This is a genomic window from Paenibacillus sp. Y951 (assembly GCF_056786395.1).
This window is the reverse complement of sequence record NZ_JBXCIY010000002.1, coordinates 415,137-436,317: the sequence shown is the minus strand read 5'-3', so window position 1 is coordinate 436,317 and position 21,181 is coordinate 415,137. Positions and strand designations below refer to the sequence as shown.

The window sequence follows — 21,181 nt, the reverse complement described above, 5'->3', positions numbered from 1 at the left end:
TGGAGTGATGCAGGTGAGTAAATTTTTCAATCCAGTATGCTTATATTTTGAAGCGGATGGAGCAAAGCAACTAGCGGCAGCAATAGAAACATCCTTTTCACATATCAACAATGTTCTGCTTTTAACTAGGGGAGCAAGTGTAGAGAAAATGGAAGTTTTAGCGCCAATTATGGAGCAGCTATATCAAAAAAAGGTGTTAATTAAGGAGATTACACTATCTAATCCTAATTTAACAGACATTGTCGAACTTACTAATCAAATCTCTAAGTTCAATTATGAGCTAATTATATCAATTGGCGGTGGTAGTGTACTGGACATTGCCAAAACATTAATTGCGACAAAATCTCAAAAAATTAAAGATGCGAATAGCTTGCGAACTATTATTATGGAGCAAAGTTATTCAGAAAAAGATTTATCGATTCCTTGGATTGGAATTCCTACTACTTCTGGTACAGGTTCTGAACTGACAAAGTGGGCAACGGTTTGGGATACTGAGTTGGATTTGAAATATTCTGTATCACATGAGAAATTGTATGCTCACAGTGCATTGATTACGCCACAGTTAACACAGCATATGCCATTAAAGTTAAGTGTAATCACGTCCCTAGATGCACTATGTCATGCGACGGAAGCATATTGGTCTATTAATAGTAATCCTAATACGAGAGTTTATTCTCTACAAGCAATCCGAGAGATTATGATGTATTTACCTTTACTAAAGCATGATCCAACAAGCTTAACGATTCGTAATAAGCTTGCACTTGCAAGTGCATATGCGGGAATGGCCTTTAGCAATACGATGACGACGGCATGTCATTCCATTTCTTATCCACTAACACTGATGTTTGGCATTGAGCACGGCATAGCAACAAGTATTACACTAGGCTCTCTGTTTTTTATTAACGCTAAAAACATTGAAGAGCTTGAACCGTTATTGCAAGCATTTGGTGTTGATAGTGCTGAACACGTAGAAGATAAAGTGTTCAAGATATATGAACAATATGAACTTTCTACAAAGCTTCAAAGCTACGGCGTAAGTGAAAGCTCACTTCATGACATTGTAGATCGTGCATACACAAAGGGACGTATGAACAATAACCCAGTTATTTTAACGAAGGATCAACTCATCACAGTTTTACAACGATTACTATAAAACTTTGTCCATCAATAAGAATGAATGGTAATGTGTATTTTAAGGCAAATGTGTACCATCTTAAGTTTGATAACTTTGGGGATAAGTTTTATAACGAAATGTCCAATATTTATAACTATCAATACAACTAAATTGGAGGAATCATAATGAAAAGTCCACTGGTTAACAAGCTATTGATTCTACTTTTCTGTATTTCGATGTTAGCAGCTTGCGCGAATAATGCCCCTAACAACAAGACATTATCATCTAACACGTCTAATCAAATAGATTCGGAGAGTCCAAAACCTAACACATCAACAGCAACGGAAACTGGGGAAATTGAACACTTACGAATTGGTACGAATCAGTTTACCGCAGGTCTTGAAAATACAAGAACGTCAAATGCTGATGCACAATTTCAATACAATATCTATGATACTTTAATCCTGCGAGATCCGCACTCTAAAGACTTAGTATATTTGCCTGGTCTAGCTGTGAGTTGGGAAAAAGTAGAGCCTACAGTGTGGGAGTTTAAACTACGCGAAAACGTAAAATTTCATGATGATACGATAATGGATGCAGAGGACGTTGCCTATTCGCTAAATCGTATTTTCGAACAAAGTGAAGAACGTTTTGACAACGCTTATGGACGCTATTTTAATACGTTCGATAAAGTTGAAATTGTTGACAGCTTAACTGTACGTGTACATACATTAGTTGAAGATCCACTTGTGGAAATATTTATATCAGATATTAGTGGTGCTATTACTTCAAAGGAATATATCGAGCAGGTCGGGCTAGATGCGGCTGATGCCATGCCAGTAGGAACAGGGCCATACAAGGTAACTTCTTTTGTACCAAAGGAAAGTGCCGTGCTAGAACGCTTTGATGATTTCTGGGGTGAAAAGGCTCAAGTGAAGAAAGTAACGTATACTTTTATCTCAGAGATTGCCTCTCGTGTCACCGCCTTAGCTAATGGTGAGATTGACATCGCTGTAGGTATCCCACCTGAGCAAGAACAAGTATTAGCAAATCAACCGAATGTTCAGTTAGTAGAAGCTGCTTACCCACTATTCCACGTTTTAGTGCTGAACATGAATAATGAATTTATGAAAAATAAAAAATTACGACAAGCTTTAGATTTAGCTGTCGATCGTGAAGCGTTAGTAAGTGCACTATGGAACGATAAAGCAAAAGTCCCAACATCCTTACAATTTTCCGATTATGGGGATATGTATTTAGATGACGTGAAAACAGTTGAATATAATGTTGAGAAAGCTAAACAATTAGTTGCTGAGTCAGGCTATGATGGCACCCCAGTTGAAGTTGTCATTCGTGCAGATTACTATACTAATGGTGATTTAGCTGTTCAAGCTATGATTGAAATGTGGAAGCAAATTGGTGTAACTGCGACATTGACGCAAGTACCAGATGTTAATGCCATTCCAGATTCAGAGGTAATGGTTCGAACTTGGTCCAACCCGCTTTACTACCCAGATCCAATGGGTTTAATTGATGCTTCTTGGTCAGATACGATTTGGGTAAGCACTCGCGGATTATGGGACCCACAAAATCCTGATTGGGATGTTTATATGGAAAAAGCACGTTATTCGACTGACGTAACAGAAAGAAAGGACGCAATTCGTCAATTGAATGAAATTGCAAAAGATGAAGCAGGATTTATTTTAATGTACCAACCTTTTGAATACATTGGAGTTAGCAGTTCTTATGAATGGGAGCTACCTAAAAATTATCGTGCGTATACAATCTCTTTACGCTCTGGTGAAATTAAGTTAACAAATGAATGATAAAATGAATGTTTAGACTATAGAAAAGTCAAATGAAAGCTATTATGACGGTTACCTTCATAGTAGCTTTCTTATTCTAAATGGAAAGAGTGATAGTAGAGTGTATAGTTATCTTTTACAACGAATTGTAAAAGCGATTGTTACCGTATTGGCTGTACTTGCATTTGTTTTTATAGGTGCACGCTTAACAGGTGATCCATTTAGTATGATGTTTCCAGAAGGCTTAACATTAGAGCAAGGACAGGCGTTAAAGGTAAAGTATGGTTTAGATAAACCAATCTATGAACAATTCATTATTTATATAAAAGAAGTATCGCATGGTCATTTTGGTAACAGCATTCATGATGGTCGTGATGTTACGCTCATATTTAAGAATGCAGCCATAGAAACATTTAAACTCGGCATTTGGGCATTTTTGGTGAGTGCAATCATAGGTATAGCATTAGGATTTTTGGCAGCATTTTTCAATAATAGTAAATATGTTAACGTCATTATGTTCATCGCATGTCTCGGATATGCCATTCCTGGTTTTGTGATTGCAATACTATTAATTGTCGTATTTAGCTTTCATCTTAATCTTCTTCCATCAATGGGAATGGGAAGCTGGAAGAGATATATTATGCCTGTAATTGCTATTTCTATTCATCCCATTGCGACCATTATTAGATATGTTTATACGAGTTTAACAGAAGTACTTTCTCAAGATTACATTCGAACAGCAAGAGCAAAGGGATTAAAGGAGATTGTTGTTATATGTAAGCACGCCTTTCGCAATGCACTGATTCCCATTACAACTGTGCTCGGTATGCTCGTTATAAATATTTTAGGAGGCGCTCTTTTTGTAGAGAGTGTATTCTCATGGCCTGGCTTAGGGAAGCTATTAGTAGATTCTGTAATGAATAAGGATTTTCCGGTTATACAGTTTGCAGTAGTAGGGTTTGCTATCATCGTAGTTATTGTTAATTTATGTGTTGATTTATTGTACGGGATCATTGATCCAAGAGTTCGAAAGGCGGGATAACTTGATTAAATTAACTAGATTTTGGACCTCCTTATCTTGGTATATGAAGCTTAATATGCTTTTGCTAGGCGTGCTTATTTTTATAATCGTTTTTGCACGTTGGATTATTCCATATGATTCTAATGCGACAAACCTTATGCATAATAATTTACCCCCAGTATTTTTAGGCGGTGAATGGGCTCATCCATTGGGCACTGATCAACTAGGTAGAGATTTATTAAGTAGAGTTATTTATGGTATGCAAACAACGATAGGTATAGCTATTATCGGGCTTGTTATTGGCTGTATAGTCGGCGTTGCAGCCGGCTTATTAAGTGGTTATATGGGAGGGATTGTTGATCGCATAATTATGGCTGTAGTTGATTTTCAATTCGCCGTTCCTTATACCTTAATTTTATTAATGGGTATTGTTATTTTTGGTACAGATCCCATTGTTTTTATAGTTTTATTAGGACTTGCAAACTGGGAAAATTACGCGAGGATTGTACGAGGTCTTGTATTATCTCTTCGTGAAAATCAATATATTGAAGCCGCTCAAGCTTCTGGAGGATCTACTTTATATATTATTCGCAAACATATTCTACCTAATATTTTACCAACAGTATTAGTAATGATCACTTTATATTTTCCTGCAATTTTAACGATGGAATCTTCGCTATCATTTTTAGGATTCGGAATTCAGCCACCTACAGCGAGCTTAGGTCGGATGGTCGGTGAAGGTAGAAATTATCTGATGACCTCATGGTGGATCTCAATATTACCAGCGCTACTAATCGTATGTATGTCCTTTATTGTACAAAACATCGGTGATTATTTTAAAGAACGCATGCAGCTTTCGAGTCACAGAGAATAGAGGAGAGTGATTATATGGAGCCATTACTAGAGATAAAACAACTAATGGTTAAGTTTAGAAAGGACAAAACGGACATTCATGCTGTACATGGTGTTAATTTAACGATTCATAAGGGTGAAATTGTAGCAGTGGTAGGTGAATCAGGCTGTGGAAAAAGTCTAACTGCTTTAGCTATTATGGGGCTAATTGGTCAAAATTCGAAGTTAAAAAACACCCGTATTGAGGGAGAAATGCTACTTTATACTGACAAGGACCCTATCTCTTTAACGCAACTTTCAACAAAGGAGTATGAGCAGATCAGAGGCTCACGTATTTCAATGATATTTCAAGAGCCTATGACAGCACTAAATCCTTTATTGACTATAGGTGATCAAATTTCTGAGGTGCTTATTAAGCACAAAGAGATGTCACGTAAATTAGCTAAGCTAAAATCTATTGAATTACTTGAACAGGTAGGCATACCAGAAGCGAAAAATCGCTATCATTCTTACCCCTTTCAATTTTCCGGAGGTCAAAAACAACGAGTTATGATCGCTATGGCAATGGCTTGTGATCCACAGCTGCTCATAGCAGATGAGCCAACGACCGCTCTTGATGTAACGATTCAATCACAAATATTATATTTATTGAAAAAAATAAAACAAGAGCGTCAAACGTCTATGATGTTTATTACGCATAATTTGGGTATTGTTGCTCAATTTGCTGACACGGTTGCAGTCATGTACCGGGGGATAGTTGTTGAATCTGCTTCGGTGATGGAGCTATTCACTAACCCAAGTCATCCTTACACCCAGCTTCTTCTCGGATCAATTCCGAAAAAAGGCCAGAGAGCTTCACAGGGGGAAAGACTTTTAGCTATTCAAGGTACCGTTCCAAGTGCCACTATAACCGTGACAGGCTGTCCATTTCATACAAGATGCCCATATGCTAAAGAAAAATGCAACTCTGAATTACCTCAATTATCAACGCTAAGTAGCTCCCATCAAGTTAGATGTCATTTATTGGAGGAGGAGAAAATGGTTGAGCTTAAATACGCAAATAATAGCTAGCGCACAAAATTTAAGTATTCATTTTGATTTCTCTACTATTTTTAAGAAAAGAAAATTAAAGGCAGTTAATCAGATAAATTTAGATATTTATCGCGGCGAAGTTTTAGCTATAGTGGGGGAGTCTGGCTCAGGAAAAAGCACACTAGGCAGAGCATTATTAAGACTAAATGAGCCAGTTGAAGGGAAAATTTTTTTTGAGAAACAAGAGATTACTTCATATAATCGTAAGCAAATGCAGCCATTACGAAAAGAAATGCAAATGATCTTTCAAGATCCCAATAGCTCTTTAAATCCAAGATTAAAGTTATTGGACAGTATCAGAGAACCTTTAGCAGTTAATCAGCTTGGTAATAAGAAGGAACAAGAGGAACAGATTCGCTCTATTATTGAAAAGGTCCAACTTCCTCAAGATTTTTTGAATAAACTTCCTTATCAGTTATCAGGAGGCCAAAAACAAAGAGTAGCGATAGCTAGAGCACTTGTCTCACACCCAAAATTATTAGTTGCTGACGAACCGGTATCTGCATTAGACGTCTCTGTTCAGGCTCAAATTATTAATTTATTATCTGATTTAAAAGAAGAGTTGGGTCTAACTATTGCTATTATTTCACACGATTTATCCGTAGTACAATATTTTGCTGATCGTGTTGCAGTTATGTATTTAGGAAATATAGTGGAGATTGGTAATGTAGAAGATGTATTTTCAAGCCCTAAGCACCCATATACGCAAGCCTTACTCGATGCCGCTCCAGAACCCAATCCTTTTACAAAACAAACAGAGCAGCCAATTTTAGGGGAAATACCTAGTCCATTTCACATTCCTAGTGGTTGTGCCTTTCGCTCTCGATGTCAAAAAGCTTTAAAGGAATGTTCGTTGTTCATGCCTGAACTAAAAATCAGTACGAATGGTCATCAAGTGGCATGTATGCTATATAAAAATTAGGATGTGAAGCTAAATGTGCATATTTTCTTTTGCAGTTATTCCTGACACGCAAAAAATAACGAGATATTATCCTGACCTTTTTAAGCGATGTACAACATGGATTCAAAAAAATGCAGAGTCACATCAAATAAAATTTGTCCTGCATGTTGGGGATATTGTAGATCAAGGAGCAATTGAAGAGAAAGAATATCAAATTGCAGAGGCCGCAGTGAAAGGTATTGCGGATATGAACATACCCTTTCTGATTTCGCCAGGCAATCACGACTATGACGAACCTATTGTTTCGACAAGTGGTCCTATTTCACCCGAGAATAGACGTTCACTACATATGTTCAATCAATACTTTGGAACCCACAAAATTGAGGAGCAGGAATGGTATGGCGATACATATGAAAGATACAAAACTGAAAACATGTATGCTTTAATTCAAATTGAAACGTCGAATATATTAGTTGTAGTATTAGAATTTATGCCAAGACGAGAAGTGCTGAAATGGCTAGATAAAGTAGTAAAAAAACACCCAGACTACGAGCTCATCATTGTTACACATAGTTATATGAACATAGATGGGCAACGTGTTCATGAAAATAAAAAAACCAATCCGAAGTATAAGTATGAAGCTGTTTCAGATGGATTAGATGGAGAAGAAATGTGGCAAATGCACTTTAAATATTATGCAAAGCTAAGAGCAATATTTTCAGGACACCATCTTCCGATTAATGTTAGTTACAAATTTGATCAAGGAGTACATGATAATTCAGTGTTTCAATGTATGTATAATTGGCAAGGGGAAGAGCGGGGGGGAGAAGGAAGGTTTTGTCTTGTTAATTGGGACATAGAAAAACAAAGCATGCAGTTACGTGTATATAATCCTTATCAAGATCTTTTTGAAGAAAAAGAAGATTATGTAATAGAATTTAATTATTAATATATAGAGAGAATTAATCATATGAAAGAAAACAAGTTATTATTTACCCTGCTGTTAAGTAGCTTGTTCATAGAATTTTTAAGCATAAGGCTTGTTGTTCCAGTTCTCCCTGCATTACTTGTGATACGGTGAACCGTATCATAAGTAGCGGCAAGTTTTTTTGGAGGAAACTCACAGGGGGCCTGGAAAGCTCGTTGAATGGCTTGGCTCAGGGACAGGGCAATCTCACGGAATACGTTTCGTTAAAGGGCTTCTGCGTGCTGTTTTGAGGTCAAATGACGATAGTGTACTTGGAGGAGGACTTTTGCTTGCGGAAAGCAAAAGCCCCCTCCGCCGTTTTGGCAGAAGGGACCAACTCAAAAAAATGCTTTTGGACTTTCGGGTCAAACTCTAGTTCGATGCCTTCGACTTTTCGCCCATTCTTGACGTGGATTTGCTTTACCACCGTCTGGAGCAAAGTCTTTTGTGTTTCGGCGGGCGACGCACTAAGTACGCTTTGGAACTGGGACAATGCCTGACGCACTTGCTGGAGCGGGATGGGGTCTGACGTGCTATCAGACAGCTGTCTTTCGGTTTCTGCTCTGAGCCGCGCGAACTGTTCCTGCTTCTCTTTCAATTCGATGAGGCGCTCGACGAAAAGGTCATCGTCGACGGCATCGGTTTCGTACAGCTTGAAGTACTTTTTTCGTTGCGATTCGATGGATGCCAATTCCTTTTCGAACGCTTCAAGTTCCTTCTGGAGCGGCCCGACGCTCTTTGTGCGATCTTTGTTGAGTTTCTTTACGATGTCATCGAGTACTTTGGGCTTCTGGACGACTTCGGCCAACCTCTCAAACACGAATTGTTCGACTACGTCCGCCTTGACGGAGTTGGAACTGCAAACACTCCGTCCGCCGTTTCGAAATGCGTTGCAAATGTAGTAGCGTCGAACAACCTTTGTGCCATCCTTGAGCGTGTCGCAGACGCGGTGCGCACCAAGTGTCGAGCCGCACTGGGGGCATCTCATCAGACCGACCAGCGGGTACGTTCCGTCAAAGACACGTGGCGGTGAGAAAGATTTTTTCTGGAACAACATCTGAACAGCATCCCACAAATCCTGGGAGATGATTGGCTCGTGCTCTCCGTCAACTATGATCGGCTCGGGGTTGATGCCTTTGCGCCGCATTTCACTCCAGTTTTCCCGCACGTTGTACCTGATCTTTCCGACGTACAAAGGGTTGTTGATGATGGTTTTGATTGCCACACTGCTAAAAGTGTTTCCGGGCTTCGTTTTGAAGCCTTCATGGTTCAATTGGTTGGCGGTACTTCGAAGCCCTTGCCCGCTGGCGTACATCCGGAAGATCTTTCGAACCAGTTTTGCCTCAATCGGATTAGGGCGCAGGACGGTTTCTTTCTCTCTACCTAATGGAATCTCGACACCATCGTACCCCAGCACCTGACCCCCGTTCCACTTACCGTTTCGCGCTCGTTGCTTCATGCCCATCTTCACATTCTCCACGATCATGTTCCGTTGTAGTTCAGCTAAGATGCCGAAAAATTGCATCATGGCGTTCCCCGCTGGCGAAGTATCGAACTGCTTCTCGGAAAAGCTTCTGAATGTCACGTTGTGTTTCTTAAGATGCTCTGTGATGTACATGAGGTCGGAAAGCTTCCGGCTTATCCTGTCGATCTTCCAGACCAGTACTTCTTGAATATTTCCGCTCTCGACATCATCCAAAAGCTGCTGCAGTGCCGGGCGCTTTTCGATTGTCTTTCCGGAAATCCCTGCATCCACGTACTCCTTGAAGACAACTTTGTGCTCCTGCTTGCAGAGAGCCCGAAGCGTTTCTAACTGGGCTTCAATGCTGTAACCCTGCTCTGCTTGTTCCTCAGTGCTCACTCTGGCGTAGATGGCAATGTGATCCACGACGGGAGGAAAGGGTGTTGTAAGAACGCTGATCGGAGAGTTTTTTCGTTTTGTCGGGGGCATGGCCCTGACCTCCTTTGTTCAGGCAATTTGTTTGAACTGCGGTGTTCCGAGCAGTTCGACGGTCATCTCAAAGTCGGCCTGCTCTTCGTCTTCCTGTTCGAGAATGGCGCTAATCAATTGGAATGTTTGCTCGTTGACTTTGGCGAACTTCATCCGTCTTTGCAGTTTTGAAAGGTAGCTTGTTAACATCTCTGCGAGAATCCCGACCATTGTTTGGTAGTTGTCTTGAGTTGTCAGTTGCACGGTTACCACTCCTTCGTTGAAAAATTCTTTTTGGGATGGTGGGGGACGGCACCTGAAATGTGCCGTCCTGTCGTTATTTTCTTGTGTCGCTGGGAAGCCACCCGCACTGTATCGCACTGACTCGCACTACCAACCCGAAATGTTGGTTACAGAAAGTGCGGCAAAGTGCGGCAAAGTGCGGCAAAGTGCGGCAAAGTGCGGCAAAGTGCGGCAAAGTGCGTTGCAGTTCACACCGCAGGCTGTCATCTTTACTAGCCTACACTGTGGTTTGCGGCAAAGTTCAGCAGTTCGGCAAAAACAGTTGTTACGCTAACACAGTCACTTGTTCTTGAAACTGTGGGTTTTCTTCAACAGCCACCCGCCTGAAGCTGAACGTACAAAGATCAGATGGGTCTTCGTTTTTTTCCAACCACTCATTGAAAGACAAGTTTTGGCAAAACCCGTTGACCAGAAAATCGATTTCGTAGGCGATAGCGTCATCTTCGAGGTGTTCATCGGTGACTTCTATTCCCGTTTTTTCATCTTCCAATTCATCAAAGTCGTCAAACAAGTCGGTCATACTCTTCTTCCTCTCATCCAGCAAAACCAAACCGGGAAAGTATCTCCAACCGTTGCTAGTGGCCTCGTCCGGTGTTGGAAGCCCAGCCTCAAGTAATGCTGTTCGGAAAGCGGCCCAAAATACGCGGCGGTCTTTGCTCGCTTTGTAGGCGAAATCCATCTCGCCATGTTGTCTGCACCAAATCTGAAATCGTTCAAACAGATCGTTCTTGCCAAGTCGGTCGCTTTTGTTTCCAGCTAGAACGAAGTCCGTGACAAAAGTGATGACCGGGTTCTGTTCGCTCTTGTAATTGGAGACAGCTTGCTCAATCGCCTCGGAATTAGAGAAAACGTAATCGTTTGCCCTGAGCCGTTCAAGTCCTTCCATCGCGAAGTTGAGAATTCCGGGAAGTTCCTCCAACAACTTTTCCAGCAACATTTTGTCAGCGTCTGCGCCTTTGAACACCCTGCGGAACGGAATGATGACAAGGCGGCGAAAGAAACCGTGCGACTTGTCCAAGGTGGCCGGAAGGGTGTTCATGCCGAATAGCAGCTTACAGACGGGCTGGTAACTGAATCCCTTCTCGTGCTTGTTCTCGACCCGAATCATGTCGCCAACTGTGAGAGTCTTGATTTGCTGAGTGTTTAGTCCCTTTTGACTGAACTCGTTCTCGGACGAGACGTTGAGAAGCTTCCCGACGAGTTCGGCCCGCGCGAAAGGTTGGCTTAGCTCGTTCATAGGGACGTGAGAAACATTCTGCTTCCCGCACAAGTATTCGATGACTTCAATTAGCACCGACTTTCCGTTCGAGCCGATGCCTTCCAGAATGAACATCTTGTGCGCCCTCGTTTCCGCTGTGCAGCAGTAACCCATCATTTCTTGTACGACCTTGAGGATTTGCTGGTCTCCTTGAAAAATCTCATTAAGAAACTTGAGGAACCTTGGGCATTCCGCATCCGGTTCATAGTTGATGAGGTTCTGAATGCTGGAGTGGAGGACTGGGTCATGATCCTCCAGCTCAAACGTTTCCGTGTTGAACATCCCGTTCGCCAAGTTGATGTAGTTTCTGTTCATGTCGAACTCGGAAACGTACTTGGCTGACCTAGCAAGAGTGGTCATGTAGCCGCTCTCCCAAGCCGGGCGCCAAACGTTTTTTTGTACTCGTTCAATCAGGTCATACAAGAACCGCTGCAACTGCTTTTCCCGGAGCGGTTTCCAGACGCCATTCTTGTAGTAGTAGAAGCGCTCCCCAGTGGTGAATCGCAGTTTGAAGGTCTTGAGAACGTACTTGGCGAACAGGTTGGGCTGGATGTCGGTGACTCCCTTGTACGGATCGACAATAAAACCTTTTTCCTCCAGTTCTTTGATCATTTCGGGCGGAAACAGCTGCTCCCCTGACTGTACGCTTTTCGTTTGTGTACTCTTTTCCAGTTCCATCTTGAGCGCTTTGTTCAGCTCGCGGAGCGGAACCCCCGCATCGGTGAATGCTGACCTCATCCGCTGGAAGTCTGCTATGTCTTCCTGACTCAAATGTATTAGCGCTTGGAGCACAGGACGTTCGAACGGAGCGCCAGCATCGCCTGCCTTGTACTGCTCGATCGTTTGAAGGACAGTTGTTTTTGCTTCTTCACTCATCGCGATCCCCCCTTGTCTTAATGCTCATATCATAGCAGGGTTTGGGAATCGGTTTCTAATGGTAGATCGATGTGAAAAATGTAGTTTGGGGGCTACCTCGACAAAAGCTCGTCAAGGTTTTCCCCGTGGACTTCGAGGGCGAAAGGTTTCGGATTGGGCATTTGAATTGGATTTTGTTGAACAGTTTTTGGCGAAATTAATCGAAAAAGGCATCTCAAGCGATTTTTTGCGATTTGGCCTTTTTTCGAGGGATGCACAAGCTTTTTGTTCTGAATCTCCACGGCCTCCGGCTGCACATGGGGATTTGTGAACATTTTGTGACCGGGAATACGCGTTTCTGGAAGACTCAATGGGTGAGATGGACTGCTAGGTTGCTTTGCAAAGGAGGGTCATCCGGTATTAGACTCGACGCTCGTGTGTTCCCGACTTTTTGTTGTTTGAGTGGGTATGATCACTCAAGATCTCGATGATTTTTGCTGACAAGATGAGAAGCTTGACGATGTTTGCTGTCTTCAAATGAGGTTTTCCCCTTTCTTTTAGATGATCATGTTTGAAAAGAAAAGAGCATAAGGAAAAGTGTTTAGAGTGATCAACGCCGTGCTGGACGATAGACCGAGTGAAGATGAAAAACAGAATTTCTCACATGACGAGGTACTAGCATTGAGCCGTACTGCCGCCCTGTTTGGCAAACTAACTTGCAGGGCATGGGTTTCCATAAATTGGACATCCGCATTCTTGACATCCTGTACCGCACTTTGCGGACGGGTCAAGATAAGGGCGGTTGGGTGGCTTCGGCAGTGCCAACGCCTTGAGCCACTTAGAAGTCCGTCAAGTTCGGCACTTTAGGTTCAAGCTGTGACCGACATTTGGCGAAAGATAGTTGTTTGCAGGTGGCACAGAAATGTTGTGTCGTCTTTTGGTTTTGGCAGCAGGACAGCACAGAGCAGAGGGAGGGCGGCAGAAAACCCTTGGTGTGTTTGGGAAGTGCGGGAGGACAGATGTTTCAGAGGATCTGAGGGGCACACTCTGGTTTCACTTTTCGTTCTTCTGTGAAGATGTTAGAAATGGGTTTTCAAGTCGAACGCACAGCGGCGACTCGGACAGTTCGCTTATCCACTTGATCGCCGTCAGAACTTCGGAACCGTGCAGGAGCGGCGCGTCGGCAAAGCTTTCGTCTTCCCAAACGAACTCGGCTGTCTGCTGTTGCTCGTCGACTGCAAGGAAAAAGTCCGAGCCGTCGACGTACGGGTTCGTTCCCGCTTGGGCGTCGGAGGTTCGAAGCACGACGCGGACGAGGTGAGAGGGTTTCTGCCCATCGTGTTCGGCTTTCTGGGAGAGTTCGTTTTCGTCGTCCTCAAGGAAAGGCCTTGCTGCCGCAACCATGACCCAAACGTTTTCGCCTTCGATAGCATTCCGGTCAAACGTTTCCTTGAGCTTCTGGACGATCAGCTCGTTTGCTGTCAGCTTCTTTGCGCCTGTTCGTTCAGCCATTGTTCCACCTCCTCGTCGTGTACTCCAGCCTGCGTGAAGAACGTCAATAGGTAGTCGTTGTCGTACAGCACCACGACTTTGTACGCCTGAAGTCCTTCTTCTACGTCGAGCAGTTCGACGTACTCGGGGCAACTGCCCAGCAGTCCGCCGCCATCGTGGTTCAGCCCAACGTTGCCGAGATCGCGGACGTTGTCTCCCGCTTCGAGAACGACGATGTAGCCGTGCTTACCCAAGCGAAACTCGCTCTCCTCTTCGTCCTCCTGCTCATCCCTTAGTTGCAGGAAGTAGTCCTCGATCTGATCGAGGACTGCCGCCGGAAGTGCTCCGGCGCGGCGCAACGCGTCAAAGTCCTGCTGTGTCTTGAAGATTCTCATTCTTACATCCCTCCTGAAAATGAAAATGACCCCTCGAAAAAGGGGTCTTGGTACTGGGGCACTATCATGATATATGTCTGAGATTCAATTTGATTCGGTTATTGGGCTTACGGTCAGTAAAGTGAAAAACAAAAATTCATGTTGTCGACAACGTCGGAAGCGGCTTCAGAGGGCATGCTGATGCTACAGTAACAAAAAATAACCAAAAGAACGTGACGGATTCTTTAAATATAGAAAAAAAATACCTTGACCATTTTTTTCCTTAGTAATAAACTTGACTATATTCTTAATAGAAAGTGAGTGATTTGGATGATTGCCAAAATCAATGCTACGGAAACTTTTATTAGAGGCACGGAAGGGTAATAATTTTTCTTATTAATCATCTTCCGTGCACAGAATAATAATCCATATGACACGGGGGAAAAAACATTGAATACTAATAACACAATAAATCCATTTTTAAGTATTGAAACTCCAAAGGCTTGGGGACCAGGTTCGTTTGAGATGGCTTTATCATTAGTAAAAGCTACAAATATTAGACCTGGTATGCGAATTTTAGAAGTCGGAGGCGGTTCAGGTCAAATTGCTTCAACCATTGCGAAGCATTGGAATGTTTCGGTGGTTACTCTTGAACCGTGGGCTAAAACCAATGAAATCCAAGCTTATGCGACTGAACAGGGCGTCGAGAACCAGGTTTTACAGATGAAGATAAAAGCACAGTCACTGCCTTTTGCTGATAACACTTTTGACGCCATTATTAGTATTGGATCGTTTGAGATGATTGGGGATGAACGCCCCTTAGCATTAACTGAAATGATTCGGGTAGCCAAAACAGGTGCGCGAATTGGAATTGCTGAACCCATGTGCTTATCTGGTGCAATGCCTGATGATTTGGTTGAATTAGATAGCCAATTCAATCTAGGGTTTCAAAAATGTTTTTCAACTTTAGATTGGAATCGTAACTTATTTACCGAACAAGGATTAGCCATTACTGAAAGTTATTACTTTGAAGAAGCCTATCAGTGGTGGTTAAATTATCGCGACCAGCGACGTATTTCAGAAGCGGAACAAGAACTGATTACACGTGATAATGGTCGGTGGATTTCGTTAGGTCTAGTCGTTGGAGAAAAATAAATACGAACCGTTCTTTAGCTAACGGAAACATAAGTTAAGTTACGACATGTTCTGCAAAGAAAAGGCCATCCCGCCAAGGATGGCCTTTTTCAAAAACTTGCCGTTACAGACAGCGCGGTGATGCGTATCATAAGTAAGCACAAAGTCGTTGTTTATAGAAGCGTCGAAGAACAATTCAATGTCCTTGACGCTTCTTTCGTCTGGATTATTTCCAAGGTTTACGGTGATTTTGCTAATGATGGAGTGTAGTAAATCTTTTTGTTTTTCAGGCTCGATTTTGGTAATGACTGTAGAGAAGCCCTTCAATACTTGGTAAACCTGTTCAAATGAAACTTCTTTTATAGTTGGTCTATCGAGTTCATATTCTGTTTCTCGTTGTTGCACAATCAATTTCTTCTTTTCAGCTTCCAAGGAAACTAACTTATCCAATATAGAGGATGGAGGATTATCCGATGTTTCAATTATTCTGAGGAACTTCTTCGTGTTTTTTTCGACATTTAGTAATTGCTCTGTAATATATTCAAGCTGTTCTTGTAGTGGTTGTTTTAAGGTTAAAACTTTTCCATTGACGTTATCTACAATCTTCTCTAGGAGGTCAGGATTCGCAGTAATCTGCTCTATCCTCTTATAGACAAAATCTTCTGCTTCATTTGCTCTTACCCAATTGGTTTTACATACAGCAGAGCCTTTTGAAAGTAGGGTGGAACATTGATAATAGCGGATGTATTCGCCTGTCGAGTTTTTTGTTCTGTGTCCAATCATTCCATTACCACACATTGGACAACGCAAAAGGGTTGTCAAAGGGAAGTGACCAAAAAATGCTTTTGTAGGCTTATGCGACTTCATCTCAATCGTAGATTGTGCCTTTTCCCAAACAAGCATATCAATAATAGGTTCATGTTCACCTTTAACAAGAGTAAAGTTTTCATTTTTCCCTTTTCTTCTTTTCTCAGTCCAATTTTGAACCTGATTGAAACGAATGAATGCAGCGTATAAAGGATTAGTGATGATTGTCTTTATTGTTGGGATAGCAAAGAAAGCATCTCTTTTGGTTTTGTAGCCCTCTTTGTTAGCAACAGACAAGAGCGTATTAGCATCAGAAGTGTTCAGCATCTAATGGAGAAGAATGGACACAACGTTCATCAGACTCGACATAGCTTCATTACAGGGCTAGTACGTGCAGGAGAGGACATAAGTGTAATCCAGAGCCTTAGCGGTCATAGTTCAGCAGACATGATATTAAGATACAGTATGCCATCCGAAGAAGATAAGCAGAAAGCGGTAGAAAATATATTTAAAGATTAGTCACCTGATTAGGTGGCTTTTTGTTTAAGGACATACTCGGGGGTAGTTAAAATCCATAGAGTGATTGTGATTTTCGGGAACACCCATAGCACATCCAGTCAGCGACCCATGCATGAAACTTAGCGATACGATAAAGATATTTGTTCCAGTATGTGGTATTATTGCGGTGATGTTAGATAAATTAAATCTATACCTATCAACCCGAGAGCGTATGATATAAAATTATTGGAATGATTTCGGGAGGTAGCAGAAATGGAATTAGCAATAGATGTTAACAGGATAATAAAAGAACTTTGTGAAAAAGGTGTAGTTGATTGCACCACCAAGATTCTTAATAAGATGAATGGAACTACAGAAGGAGTAGTATATACTCTTACAGTAGACGATGATCCAAAATACGTGTTGAAGATTGATAACTCAGAAAATATATTTTTGGTCGAACAATTGCATCAAGCTTATAAAAATAGCACATTATTACCTAAACTTCTCTATACCGATACTGCTAAAAAGTTCATTGTATATTTCTATACCGCTGGTACAACGCATTTTAATCGTGGTACAAAAATAAACTGGTTGACTCTTTTGATCAATGAACTTCTGAATCATTACGAAATCTATCAGCAAACTGATAAGTGGGGATTCTGGTTAGATAATCCGTGTCAAACTTGGCATGACTTCATTGATCGGGGTGTGGAATACGCCCGAATTAATATTGGTAGCATTTTACCAGTTGAAGATTATCATAAAGTAAAATCATTTGTTGGAAACATATCGACGGGTGAAGGATATGAAAGATTTTTGCTTCACGGTGATTGCGGTGTTCATAATTTCGTGTATGATCAAAACGTATTAAAAGGGGTTATCGATCCATCACCCATTGTTGGACCTGTACTATATGATTTTATTTATGCTTTTTGCTCCTCGCCTGATGATTTGAACCTAGAAACTTTGATTTCAACATTCACTTTGCTTAATCATGAACCTATTGAGAGATCAAGGCTTATCGAAGAAGTAATCATTCAGCTTTATTGTCGCATAGGTATCTGTTTAATACACCATCCACATGATTTAGCCGATTATTTAAAGGCTTGGGACTACTGGGAAGTTCTATCACATAATTAACAGAGTTTAAATAGCAGTATATAGAAAAACCAAACGTAAGGGTGGAATATATTTGAATATTCAGTTAAAAGACATTACTGCGGAGAACTTTAATGAGTGTGTCTTGTTAAAGTCAAACGATACAAAAGAAAGGTTGTTATTCGAAGAACATGTTGCATCAAACGCATTTTCTTTGGCTCAAGCTAAGGTAGAGGTGGAATGGTTGCCAAAAGCTATTTATTATAATGAGACAATGGTTGGTTTCGCAATGTATGGTTTAGATAAAAATCAGGGATTTTATTTTATTACAAGGCTTATGATTGACTACAAACATCAAGGTAAAGGAATTGGAAAACAGGCAATGTTGAAAATTATAGAAGTCATGAAGCGATTTCCTTGTAAAGAGATATATACGAGTTTCGTTTCTTCAAATGAAGGGGCAAAAAAATTGTATACCAGTCTAGGTTTTGAGTACACGGGTGGCGTTACTAATGAAGGTGAACCGCTTTATTGTTTGAGATTCGAGAAAGGTTAAGTAGGACAAATTGTATTTTTAGGAAAAAAATAGTTCAATAAAAGAGAAGTTCTATTAAAGAAGCCACTCCATTGTTTCGGAGTGGCTTTGTGGTTATATACAGATGTAAACGTTATGGTCAAATCGTACTTTGTGCTTAGATACTATACGGTGATGCGTATCACACATTCTGGTACAGCAAAGAGTTGAATTAATAGTTGAAGCAGCAATGCTAAAAGTGACAGTAGTTACGTAGTAGCACTCGGCTCATGTGGAGTGCTGTGTATCGCTGGTGAGGAGAATAGTTTAATTGACCACAATATTCATTAAGAATTGAGACATCACTAACTTTAGCTGATGTAAAAGCTTGTCCGTCTACACAAAGCAAGCAATATTTTGCAAAGGTAATTACTTCATTATCGATTAATAATACTAAACGAAATATACAAGTTCTGAATCTGCTACTAGGATTAGTAGAAGATTCAGCATATATCAAGTTCAATAACCAGGTGTAATTAGTTTAGAAATAAGCTAATTACACCTGGTTTTCTTTATAGGTGTTCATGGATAACCGTTTTATAGATGCACTTGTAGAACAAGCGCAGCCCATAATCCATTAAGATTTCATTAAGAATTGAACCGAAAATATCTTATATACTAGATTTATATCTAAAAAATAAAAATCAAAAATAGGAGAGTGTATTAATTAATGATGCGACAATATTTCTCTGTAATGAAGAAGACAATGATTTGTTTGCTGTCACTGTCTTTGGTCATGTTTGGGCTTTGGTCAGGCTCCAAGATTCAAGAGGTTTATGCAGAAGCTAATGCAGATTTAAGTAGTATGTATCTGTCCGCAGGAACCTTAAATGGAAAGTTTGATCCATACACAGTCGATTACACGGTGACTACAAATAACGGGGTAAGTAGCATGACAATAACGCCAACGGCAGCAGATAGTGAAGCGACCGTGAAAGTGAATAATGTAGTGGTAGAGAGAGGTTCGGCATCAAATTCGATTAGTTTGAACGTAGGAACCAACACCATCAAAATAGTAGTCACGGCTCAAGATGGTTTGCTGAAGAAGACATACACGGTGAATGTAACACGATTAGGGCTGGAAAGTAGTGCAGATCTAAGTTATATGTATTTGTCAAAAGGGTACTTAGGTCCAAGGTTTGAGCCGGACATTACGAGTTATACGGCGTACGTGCATCACGATGTGGAGGAAATTACGGTTACTGCGATATTAGAAGATAGTGCGGCGACAATACTAATGAATAAAGCATTTATGACACCAAATCCAGAAAGACCTGAGGAATTTGAACGAGACCTTGCACTAGAGGTGGGAAGCAACACTATGACAGTGGAAGTTAGACCTCAAGATGGCGGCACAAGTAAGATTTACACGATAACGGTGATACGAGCGGAGAAAATCAGTAGTAATGCGTTATTAGATCTTATACAGTTGACGAGTGGAAAATTAATGCTGACGTTTTTTAGGGGCACGATTGATTACACTGCTAGTGTAACGAACGACGTGAGTAGTATGACGGTAGAGTTGTACTTGTCGGATAATCATTCGACTGTGAAGGTAAATGGAGCAGTTCCTATATTCAATCAGGCAGAAGTTGATTTAATAGAGGGAAGCAACACCATCGAAGTAGAAGTTACGGCGCAGGATGGTATAACCAAGCAAATGTACACGATAACGGTGACGCGGGCGGCGGCACTAAAGAGTAATAATGCAGATCTAAGTAGTATGGTACTGTCGAGTGGAAGTCTAAGTCCAACGTTTGGTTTAGAAACAATTAGTTACACGGCGAACGTAGCAAGCAATGTTAATAGCATGATAGTAACGCCAACGGTAGCTGATAGCGGTGCGACAGTGACGGTGAATAACGCGTTGGTGACGAGTGGAACGGCATCGAGCGCGATTAGTTTAGGCGTAGGCAGTAATATGATTAAGGTAGAAGTTACGGCACAGGATGGAACAACGAAGAAAGTCTATACGATTACAGTAAAAAGAGCAAGTGTTGTTTCCGACAGTGGTACTGGTAGTGGTGGTAGTAGTGTTGGAGGTAAAGTAACCTCAACTGACGGAACATTAACACTTCCAGTAGGAAACTCTGGCGAGGTAAGTCTACCGAATGGGGTGACAGTTGTTATTCCAGCAGGAACTTCAGACCAAGAATTACAAATTACGATCGAGAAATTGACGGATACGAAAGAACTTCTATCTGATCAAGGAGTTCTAATCAGTCCGATTTATGAAATTCTGAAAAATATTACCGATAATTTCGCTAAATCAGTAACGTTGACCTTTGTGTTCGATTCGGCAAGTTTGAATGAAAATGAGCAACCGGTTGTGTTCTATTATGACGAGGTGAAGAAAGAATGGGTGCAGATTGACGGAGGTAAGATAGATGGTAATAAGATCACAGTCGACGTCGATCACTTCACGAAATTTGCAGTCATGGCAGTAAATACAGGGACTGAACCATCGGAATCTACGCAACCGAAATTTAATGATATTACTGGACACTGGGCAGAGTCTGACATCAATAAAGCAGCACAAATCGGTATCGTGAATGGATATAAGGATGATACGTTTAAGCCGAATGGCGTTGTTACTCGTGCGGAATTTGTAGTGATGTTGATGAATTTATTGAAGATGCAAGATGAGACTGTGAAGTTGACATTCATTGACTCAGATAAGATTGGCACGTGGGCAACAGACGCTATCGAGCAAGCTGTTCAAGCGGGTATCGTTAACGGATACTCAGATGACAGTTTCCGCCCGAATGCAGAAATTACACGCACAGAGATGGCAGTGATAATTACTAAAGCACTAGCGTTGAAGGTAGAAGTGAATACAGTAACCGACTTTACGGATGACGCAGTCATTCCAAGCTGGGCAAAGGCTCAGGTAGCAGCGTTGAAAAATCTTGGTCTACTATCTGGAAAAGGCAATAATGAATTCGCTCCTAATGATAAAGCAACTAGAGCTGAGGCTGTTACGATTATATTGAAAGTGGTGGCTCAACAGAGTAAGTAAAAATAAAGCAATGAAGATGATATGGTGAAATTAAATGGTACCTGTAGAAAGCACACTCTTTTTCGAGTGTCCAGACTACAGGTAC

Annotated in this window: 18 protein-coding genes; 12 read left to right on the top strand and 6 right to left on the bottom strand. The window is 41.2% G+C overall.

What is annotated here, in order from left to right:
* The first annotated feature begins 13 nt into the window (after nt 1–13).
* The 7 genes from AC1TPB_RS04715 (at nt 14) to AC1TPB_RS04685 (ending at nt 7,734) form a co-directional block, all read left to right on the top strand.
* Nucleotides 14–1,153 (top strand): phosphonoacetaldehyde reductase, encoded by a 1,140-nt coding sequence (locus AC1TPB_RS04715; RefSeq protein ID WP_482075423.1) that lies wholly within the window; start codon nt 14–16, stop codon nt 1,151–1,153.
* Between the two features lie 146 nt (nt 1,154–1,299).
* Nucleotides 1,300–2,940, top strand: a complete 1,641-nt coding sequence (locus tag AC1TPB_RS04710) for an ABC transporter substrate-binding protein (protein WP_482075422.1) — start codon at nt 1,300–1,302, stop codon at nt 2,938–2,940.
* Nucleotides 2,941–3,040: 100 nt separating this feature from the next.
* Nucleotides 3,041–3,961: an ABC transporter permease gene (locus tag AC1TPB_RS04705; protein WP_482075421.1), complete on the top strand. Its 921-nt coding sequence runs from the start codon at nt 3,041–3,043 to the stop codon at nt 3,959–3,961.
* A gap of 1 nt (nt 3,962) precedes the next feature.
* Complete coding sequence (locus tag AC1TPB_RS04700) at nt 3,963–4,814, top strand: ABC transporter permease (protein WP_482062878.1); 852 nt, start codon at nt 3,963–3,965, stop codon at nt 4,812–4,814.
* 14 nt (nt 4,815–4,828) lie between these two features.
* Nucleotides 4,829–5,863, top strand: a complete 1,035-nt coding sequence (locus AC1TPB_RS04695; protein ID WP_482075420.1) for an ABC transporter ATP-binding protein — start codon at nt 4,829–4,831, stop codon at nt 5,861–5,863.
* Nucleotides 5,835–6,806, top strand: a complete 972-nt coding sequence (locus AC1TPB_RS04690) for an ABC transporter ATP-binding protein (RefSeq protein ID WP_482075419.1) — start codon at nt 5,835–5,837, stop codon at nt 6,804–6,806. The genes AC1TPB_RS04695 and AC1TPB_RS04690 overlap by 29 nt, the downstream gene beginning before the upstream one ends.
* Before the next feature lie 13 nt (nt 6,807–6,819).
* Nucleotides 6,820–7,734 (top strand): metallophosphoesterase, encoded by a 915-nt coding sequence (locus AC1TPB_RS04685; RefSeq protein WP_482075418.1) that lies wholly within the window; start codon nt 6,820–6,822, stop codon nt 7,732–7,734.
* A gap of 271 nt (nt 7,735–8,005) precedes the next feature.
* Here AC1TPB_RS04685 and AC1TPB_RS04680 read toward each other — a convergent pair whose 3' ends face one another.
* The 5 genes from AC1TPB_RS04680 to AC1TPB_RS04660 all read right to left on the bottom strand — a co-directional run bounded on the left by AC1TPB_RS04680 (nt 8,006) and on the right by AC1TPB_RS04660 (nt 13,984).
* A complete protein-coding gene (locus AC1TPB_RS04680; RefSeq protein ID WP_482075417.1) occupies nt 8,006–9,703 on the bottom strand; it encodes a recombinase family protein in 1,698 nt (565 codons plus the stop codon).
* A gap of 18 nt (nt 9,704–9,721) precedes the next feature.
* Complete coding sequence (locus tag AC1TPB_RS04675; protein ID WP_482075416.1) at nt 9,722–9,946, bottom strand: hypothetical protein; 225 nt, start codon at nt 9,944–9,946, stop codon at nt 9,722–9,724.
* A gap of 304 nt (nt 9,947–10,250) precedes the next feature.
* Nucleotides 10,251–12,119 (bottom strand): DNA primase family protein, encoded by a 1,869-nt coding sequence (locus AC1TPB_RS04670; protein ID WP_482075415.1) that lies wholly within the window; start codon nt 12,117–12,119, stop codon nt 10,251–10,253.
* Nucleotides 12,120–13,151: 1,032 nt separating this feature from the next.
* Nucleotides 13,152–13,610: a hypothetical protein gene (locus tag AC1TPB_RS04665; RefSeq protein WP_482075414.1), complete on the bottom strand. Its 459-nt coding sequence runs from the start codon at nt 13,608–13,610 to the stop codon at nt 13,152–13,154.
* Nucleotides 13,580–13,984, bottom strand: coding sequence for a hypothetical protein (locus AC1TPB_RS04660; RefSeq protein ID WP_482075413.1), 405 nt, complete (start codon nt 13,982–13,984; stop codon nt 13,580–13,582). Before AC1TPB_RS04660 ends, AC1TPB_RS04665 begins: the two co-directional genes overlap by 31 nt.
* A gap of 429 nt (nt 13,985–14,413) precedes the next feature.
* Between AC1TPB_RS04660 and AC1TPB_RS04655 the strand changes: the two genes are divergently transcribed.
* The gene (locus AC1TPB_RS04655) at nt 14,414–15,118 is read left to right on the top strand and encodes a class I SAM-dependent methyltransferase (protein WP_482075412.1); all 705 of its coding nucleotides are present in this window, start codon (nt 14,414–14,416) and stop codon (nt 15,116–15,118) included.
* Nucleotides 15,119–15,157: 39 nt separating this feature from the next.
* Here AC1TPB_RS04655 and AC1TPB_RS04650 read toward each other — a convergent pair whose 3' ends face one another.
* Nucleotides 15,158–16,231: a recombinase family protein gene (locus tag AC1TPB_RS04650; protein ID WP_482075411.1), complete on the bottom strand. Its 1,074-nt coding sequence runs from the start codon at nt 16,229–16,231 to the stop codon at nt 15,158–15,160.
* A 3-nt stretch (nt 16,232–16,234) separates the two neighbouring features.
* Between AC1TPB_RS04650 and AC1TPB_RS04645 the strand changes: the two genes are divergently transcribed.
* The 4 genes from AC1TPB_RS04645 (at nt 16,235) to AC1TPB_RS04630 (ending at nt 21,096) form a co-directional block, all read left to right on the top strand.
* Nucleotides 16,235–16,423 carry a tyrosine-type recombinase/integrase gene (locus AC1TPB_RS04645; RefSeq protein ID WP_482075410.1) on the top strand — a complete coding sequence of 63 codons (189 nt, stop codon included), beginning with the start codon at nt 16,235–16,237 and terminating at the stop codon, nt 16,421–16,423.
* Nucleotides 16,424–16,675: 252 nt separating this feature from the next.
* On the top strand, nt 16,676–17,545 hold the full coding sequence (locus AC1TPB_RS04640; RefSeq protein ID WP_482075409.1) for a phosphotransferase: 870 nt from the start codon (nt 16,676–16,678) through the stop codon (nt 17,543–17,545).
* Between the two features lie 52 nt (nt 17,546–17,597).
* Nucleotides 17,598–18,059, top strand: a complete 462-nt coding sequence (locus tag AC1TPB_RS04635) for a GNAT family N-acetyltransferase (RefSeq protein ID WP_482075408.1) — start codon at nt 17,598–17,600, stop codon at nt 18,057–18,059.
* Nucleotides 18,060–18,747: 688 nt separating this feature from the next.
* Nucleotides 18,748–21,096, top strand: a complete 2,349-nt coding sequence (locus tag AC1TPB_RS04630; RefSeq protein ID WP_482075407.1) for a cadherin-like beta sandwich domain-containing protein — start codon at nt 18,748–18,750, stop codon at nt 21,094–21,096.
* Nucleotides 21,097–21,181 lie beyond the last annotated feature (85 nt).